The organism is Arcticibacterium sp., from assembly GCF_055134445.1.
In genome coordinates, this window is record NZ_JBSRVI010000112.1 from 1 (window position 1) to 7,495 (window position 7,495).

The 7,495-nt window shown below is 38.0% G+C and carries 3 protein-coding genes and 1 pseudogene; 2 read left to right on the plus strand and 2 right to left on the minus strand.

Features of this window, described 5'->3' with window-relative positions:
- Together ACTBZY_RS14630 and ACTBZY_RS14635 are read right to left on the minus strand one after the other, a co-directional pair.
- Positions 1-2,413, minus strand: a 2,413-nt coding sequence (locus tag ACTBZY_RS14630; protein ID WP_463047084.1) for a DUF5689 domain-containing protein, incomplete at its 3' end; no start/stop codon positions are given.
- Between the two features lie 81 nt (positions 2,414-2,494).
- Positions 2,495-4,630: an alpha-amylase family protein gene (locus ACTBZY_RS14635; RefSeq protein WP_463047085.1), complete on the minus strand. Its 2,136-nt coding sequence runs from the start codon at positions 4,628-4,630 to the stop codon at positions 2,495-2,497.
- A 168-nt stretch (positions 4,631-4,798) separates the two neighbouring features.
- Here ACTBZY_RS14635 and ACTBZY_RS14640 point away from each other — a divergent pair, with 168 nt between their 5' ends.
- Both ACTBZY_RS14640 and ACTBZY_RS14645 read left to right on the plus strand, forming a co-directional pair.
- Complete coding sequence (locus tag ACTBZY_RS14640) at positions 4,799-6,457, plus strand: tetratricopeptide repeat protein (RefSeq protein ID WP_463047086.1); 1,659 nt, start codon at positions 4,799-4,801, stop codon at positions 6,455-6,457.
- Positions 6,458-6,707: 250 nt separating this feature from the next.
- A pseudogene (locus tag ACTBZY_RS14645) lies at positions 6,708-7,495 on the plus strand (hypothetical protein); the annotation flags it as partial.

Below are 7,495 nucleotides of genomic sequence, written 5' to 3' on the forward strand. Positions count from 1 at the left end.
GCTGCGTACCATCCTTCAAAACACTATCAAAAAGCTCGTTAGATACCATAATATGATCTATCACATTATCATATACAAAGTAAGATTTTTGCCTAGTATCACTTAACACTTTTGTCAAAAACTTATAATTCGTTTTGTCTTCCACAAAATTGGCATAAGTAGATTTCGTATGCCCCGAAACCACCGTTTCATCCACATCATCATTAAAATCACCCGCCATAATGATAGCCGCCATTGAGAAATGTAAGTCCAAGCTGTCTTTTAAAACCGCTATGTCTTTCATTCTCATATCATAAACCAAATCTTTTTCATCGCTATTTCTATTGGCTCTGGCATGAACACCTATAATATGAAGCCTTCTGCTAATTCCATCAATCTTTACATCGCACACAAAAAGAGCAGGAAATCTTCCACTAGCCCAAAATCTATCGAAAGTCTCTGGGTAATCGTTGATAACAGGAGTGCCTTTTAGCAGGGCCTTCATCTCTACCATTTGTACCGTTTCATTTTTATAAACAAAACATACTCTTTGAGCAAAATCGGGGTCTCCACCTCCAGAAACTTCAGAAGAACATATTCCGCTGTAATTATCCAATGAAGTCACCAGCTCTTCAAAAGCATCTAAACCCGTAATTTCCTCTAATACGAAAACATCAGCATTCATATCTTTCATGACTTTAATGGCATTTTCCATTTGAAGAGATTCGTTTTTAGGGCCATTTCCTGAACTCCCAAACCACGCCAGATTCCAAGCCGCTAAATCGAAAGTGTATTCTTTGGAAATATTTATAGGCGACTCCAAAACTGGACCTAAGCCTGCAATATCGCTTACGAGCCTAGGATAAAGCTGAAAGTTATTTCTATACTGTCCTACCACGCCCGTTATGGCAAAGAAATCTTGTGGTTTGGTATGACCGCCAATCTTAGTTTTAGACCAAACTCGTACTGGCACCACACTACCGTTTTTAACAATACTTTCATTGGAGTTTGGAAGGAAAACAAAATGCGGGTCTTTTAATTTAACATCCTTTATCCTTACCAATTCCCCGCTATAATTGGCTAAATCTTTCAAGTCTATAATTTTGGGTTCAGGCTTTCTATTCCCAAAAATCTTAGCACCCTTCAAAGAGTCTATCAACAATACGGCCTCTCGATTCAGCTCAGATAAGACGCCGTTAAATTGAATGCTATCTCCGATTTGAAAACCAAAATCACCCTGGATTCTAATCCCGCTTGTTTCGTCTTCCAGATAATTGAAATCAGAAAACTCTTGTGCAGATGCAGAGATTACGCCCGATACTAAGACAGAATCACCCCGCTGAAGTGTTTTTGCATGGATAATGGGCAAACTACAATCTCCTCTTAATTGAAAAATGGAATATCTAACCGCTATATGATCGATAACTTCTGCCCCATAATTATCAATACTGATGGTGAAAACACCTTCCGGTTCTTCTATTTTACTAGAAAGCATTTTAACATAAAAAGGCTGATAATAGCTGTTATTTGTAGCCCTAAAAGTCAACTGGTCTAACCAATTAATACCATCTCTAGAAAACGCTAAGACATCAGCAGAAGGCGACCAAAGGTTCAATAAATTTTCTGGCCAATAGGCATTTAAAATGACAGGGAATACCGTTTCCTTCCCACATTCAGACCTAAAAGCATAGCGTTTTTCTGGCATAGTAAGCTCCACTGACATACGCCTACTTAAACTAACCGCCTGCTGCCAATTGGTAGCCACTCTTGGTTCATCTATCCTAAGGGAAGGGGCTTTGCTCCCACTACCCTGCCTTAATGCCAAGGTACCCATGCCCGTGGCATCACTCTCCCCTTCATTGGCTTTGATGTTTCGGTGAGGTTCTTCTTGTGATTCTGCTTTTAAAACAAATAACTCTACGATATCATCCGATTTGGTGGCTTCCAGAAACGTATACTTTAAAACCAATTGGTAAGTCGTATTCTTCTGAAAAACTTCTAAAGTATAATTGGGAGAATTAGATGACTTACTAAGCCCAAACTGGATGCCTTCTCCATTACTTTTGACAAAGACCCTACCTCTAAAATTGGTACCTAAGTCTTTAGCTCCCAAATGGAAAAAGTAATCACCTTCCGCTGAAGCCTCGTTTACATTCACCAAAAAAGAAGCGTAAACCGACCCTTTAGTTTGTTCTGCAAAAGTTTGGCTAAGGTCTTGCCCTCCTCCTTTTAATTCAATTCCATTATTTAGAATGGCATTACCAAAGCTTAACCCTTCTGAAACCAAAACCGGATTAGCATCTCCACCACTATGTACCCCCCAAGAATGAGTACTTAAGGAGCTGCCCTTTGGGTAGGCAAAAGATTCCGTGAATAGTTGACTTTTTCCCAGAAAACTGGAAAATATAAGGAGAATAAAAAAAAGATACTTCAAGCGTTATAATTTAAGCTTCAAAGTTCGGTAATAACTTTTAGCTCATAGGCATGAAGAGCTTGTTTAAATTCGACACAAAACCTACTCTATCAACAGCCACACATAACCATTGGCAGGAATGGTCACTTGATAATCGATGGAATAATCTCTATTAAGTGCGTGAAAAGTAGCTTCTCCCCCATTCAATCTCACATTAGCGTTATCTACTAATCCTGTATAATATAGCGGAATATTAATATTTCTTTCTATGGACCCTGGCAGTGGATTATACAGCATCACCAAACCCTTTTGAGGTAATTCTGCATTCACATGCATGATGCCATCCCAATCCCGTCCATCAGCACGTCTGAGGTGAATAATGTCTGAATTAAGTATCTCACGGTAGTTTTTATACCACGTTATGGTTTCTTTTACTACCTGCTTAGTCTCTTCTGTGTCATAAAGCCGTGGTCCTCTATAACAAGCCTGAATACCAGCACCATAATACTGCATCATGAGTTGCTTGTAGTCGGACAAATGGTCTGCCAAAGGCTCTAAAACGGCTTCTGGACCTCCACCTTGATATTTGGTCAATGGCACAAAACCCCAACCCATAGAAGGTGTTTTTTCCCAAGTGCCGTCATAAATATTTTGGCGATTAAGAATCTTTTGTTGCTCTCTGGACAGTGAAAAATTCACTTCTCTGTAACCCAAAGCTATTTTATGCGAACCGTCTAAAAAGTACCAATCGGGTGCATTAATATAAACACCTCTGGCATTTAGCCATTGATAAAGCTCTTTTTGAAGTTCCATTTGTACCCATTGCGAATCATGCAAACCTTCATGGCCAGGATGCGAAGTACTCGCACAAACATCGCCAGGGTAAGGGCCATCATGCTCTAGTAGGTCAAATCCTGTTTCTACAATGAACTTCTTAATACTCGCTAAATAATTTAACCCCCACTCACTGGCTAAACATGGAGCATGCCCAAACGTTGCAGCCGTATTTGGCAAGCCCGTCACCGGGTCAATCACATCGTTTTCATCATCAATACTTCTACTGCTAAACAGCGAGTAACCTCCCAGTTTTATGCCTTTACTATGGGCATAATCTGCCAGTTTCTTAAACTTTGCAATATTCTTCTCAGAAGCATCTTCCATAATAAGACCACTTCCAAAACTCAAAATCACCATCTCGTATCCTGTTTCTACACACTGGTCTATCACCTCACGCACCTTGGTGTCATCGGTACTGATAAGGTGCATGAAAATCGGATTTTGATTCGTCCAGGGAGCTATGGTTCTGTACATTTTCCTGACAGCTAAGCCTTGACGCTCTTTATCATACGTATCATGCAAAAGCTCATAAGACCTAATGGAGGTATAGGTTTTCTTAGCTTTTAAGTCAATTCCTACACCTAAACTAGGATATATTTCAGCTACACAGGGCGTTGTCAATGCATAATTCACCTGAGAAGTATAAGCCGAATCCACCTTCCAGTGCGTGGCTTGGTCGCTCAAACGATATTTCATGGCATTATTATAAGCGAAGTTGTTTTCGATGTAGAGTTTTTGAGGTGTTTTCATTTGCTCTGGCGTACCCACCACAGCAGACTCCTCTTCTACAGTGGCTAGTATTTCATTGACTACTTGGTCTATTTTGATAGACTTAGCACCTACATTCTCCATGGTCAGCCATTTAGATATTAGAGGAATACCATCATAAATAGCATAGTGGATGGCAACTTTAACATCCTTCAAATCCATAACAGGAGCGTCAAAATACAAGGTCAATTCTTTACCTGTGGCTTTACTATCGTCACTAGTCCAATTGGTACTTTTAGTAGCAAATGGTTTACTTAATTCGCTAATGGTATAAGAGACATATTGAAAATCCTTTGGATTTGCTGAAAGCCCAGAAAGCCACTCTTCTAGGAAATAGCCATATTCCTTTTGCCCATAAAGTCCACCTATATTATAAGCTTTTCCATCAATTTCGATTCTGGCTTCTGGGCGTAAAGACCGTATAAACTCATCGCCTGTTTGAAGGTTTTTGAAACTTGTGGTTGACACATTTTTATCAATATTTATAGTTCTTGATAGCAAACCATTCCGTAAAACGATACTATTCTTGCTCACTACAATTTGAGCTTTTTCATCAATCGGGCTTACAAGCCAATCGACCTTACTCTGAGCAACAGAAAGAAAAGGAATAAACAATAAAAGGAGGTACTTCATAAATTTTGGGTTGAATTTATAAAGTTAAAAAAATCTAATAATTTAAGACCATTTTTTCTCAGCAGGTACCTCAGCTTGGTAAGGTTTCTGTACATACTTTCAAATAATACGTATAACGCTACGGAATCAATATTTCAAATCGCTATTTTTAGTTAATCTTAAAAGTCTATGCGAAAACTAACCTTCTTGATCTTTTTTATTAAGCTGAGCACTTATGCTCAATATGAAGCCTACTTAAAACTTAGCCCCGACGAATTGGATAACACGTTTATAGATAAATGGCACATGACCTTTAATAGTGAAGATGTAGATACCGCTGCCTACATGCCAGAAATTAGGTCAATGAGACAATTTGCAATTGAAAATGATGCTGATTTCCTGGAATTCATGATGGACATATCCGAGTTGAAGCTCTATTTCGGAAGCTCAGAAATCTCAAAAGATTATTTATTGAATCGCTTATTGTTTTTTCGAGATAAAACGATTGACAGGGAAAATAAGAATTTTGAAGCCTATTTAGAATTCATGTTAGGTGATTTCTATCTAAAACGAGCCAAAAATTACGAATTAGCCTTTGGGCACTTTGAAAGGGTTTTAACACTGAACCAATCCTTAAATAGTATAGAACACCCTACCAAGTTTAGAGAAATGATAGATCTCACCTATATCTATTTCAACTTTGATGAGATTGCCAAAACTATAGAGATATGCAAAAGTGCGATAAAAGAACTTAAGGAAGAGCAAATCTTGAATAGCAAGTATTACCCGTATAATTATAATATGCTGGGGGAATCTTTCAAACAACTCAACCAAAAAGACTCTGCATTTTACTATTTAGAAAAAGCTCTAGAAGCTTCTACAAGCACGCTAGACACTTTTAGTATGGGTAGTAGCGAAGGCTATCTAGGAAAGCTTCATTATAAACATCAAGAATTTGAAAAAGCCATAACACATTTAGAAACGGGCCTTGGTTTTTTAAAATCAATAAATGAAGATATAAGAGAGCAAAACTCTCAAAGAGCTACATTAATAGACGCTTACCTAAGAACTGGTCAACTAGAAAAAGCAAAAACGATTATGCTTGAATTAGAAGAGCAAAATCCATTTACTACTTGGCAGGGATATAGACCTGAAACTTATCGGTTAATTTCTAGATACTATATTCGAACAGGGGACATTAAAAAGGGACTTGCCTATCTGGATTCCTCGCACTATTGGCGAAATCAAAACAAGGTAGATTTTGACACTAAGAAATTACTGAGAATACAACAAAAAAAGGAGCTTGATAAGTTTACTGCGGACAGGGAAGCTAAAATATTGAAAAGAAACGTAATTATTGGTGGACTAATACTATTGTTGAGTTTAGCCTTATTTATTTATTATACCAATGTCATGAACGCTAGAAAAAAGCTTTTTTTAGCGAAAAAAGAGCTAAGCCAAGCTCATATTTATCTAGATAATTTCAAAGCAGAAATCCTTGAAAAAACACGACTATTAGAACAGATTAACAGCCAAAATCAGGATGAGGAAATTTTACAAAAACTACAAAAAATAACCATCCTTACTAAACAAGAATGGAAACAATTCAGAGAACTCTTTGACAAAGTACACGTTGGCTTTATCTCAAGACTTAAAGCAAAGTTTCCTATGCTAACACCTTCAGAAGTTCGATATTTAACACTGACAAAGCTTGGATTTAGTAATGAAGAAATAGCTTTTACTTTAGGTATTTCTCCCGCAAGTGTTAGAAGCACGCCGTATAGGTTTCGAAAGAAAGCAAACCTTCCAGAAGACACAAACATCTCAGAATTAGTAAATTATATCTAATTCTAAAGTCCGAAACTTCCAAATTGCGACGCTTTTGCGACGCTTAATTTTTCATTCCATCCGTCTTAATTGCTAGATTCGGACATGTTTAATTTTGTCAAAGCCAATTGGAAACATATTAAAATAGTCCTTTATATCATTCTTGGATTTACCTTTTTGATATGTCTTGTTTGGTGGTGGTTTGACAAACAGTTAACTCCTTTAGAACTAGAAATTTTTTCTTCTTCTGATAATTAATGGAGGAATAGCCATGAATAAAAAAACACTTTCAACAGCTGTAAAAGTTGACATTGGTATATTTCATACCGTCAATAAATTATGGCTCAAAAGCTCCATATTTAAACAATATAGAGTCATCTTACTTATTTTATTTTGGTGCAATGCTAACCACAGCTTTGCTTCACTGAATAAAACATGGATTCCTGAAACCCCTATTATTAAAGCGGATAGCCCAACTTCCGTTTGCCAAGGAAGTACCAGCACATTATCTGTCGATTTGCCCGCAAGCCCAAACTGTGCAGGAGAATATAAATGGAGCAACGGACAGATTGGCACTTCGGTAAGCATATCTACATCGGGATCGTATAGCGTTAAATGTGAAGAATTAGGGGAACTTTCAAGTGCGAGCAACGTCATCTCGGTAAATATTAAACCTATTCCAGCCGCCCCAACAGTATCTGGCGGTGGAGATTTTTGTTCCCCTACTACCAGTACAGTATTGAGTTTAAGTGGCTGCTCTGGCACTATCACCTGGAGCACAGACGAAGACACGCCTACCATCACGGTTTATTCCTCTGGTAGTTATTACGCCCAATGCAGGGTAAATGACTGCTTATCTGAGCAGTCAAACACCGTCAATGTAAATTTTTATAATGCTCCTGGTGCTCCTATCATAGGATCTAGCAATGGTTCTGAGTTTTGTCAAGGTGAAAACACCACCATTTCCGTTAATTCATCTTCCAGTCCAAACTGTTCAGGCACCTACATTTGGAACACAGGTCAGACAGGAAGTAGCATCACGGTCTCTTCTAGTAATAC

Coding starts and splice junctions, on each gene's coding strand:
- ACTBZY_RS14635 (WP_463047085.1), bottom strand. CDS start 4,630: ATGAAGTACCTCCTTTTATTGTTTATTCCTTTTCTTTCTGTTGCTCAG.
- ACTBZY_RS14640 (WP_463047086.1), top strand. CDS start 4,799: ATGCGAAAACTAACCTTCTTGATCTTTTTTATTAAGCTGAGCACTTAT.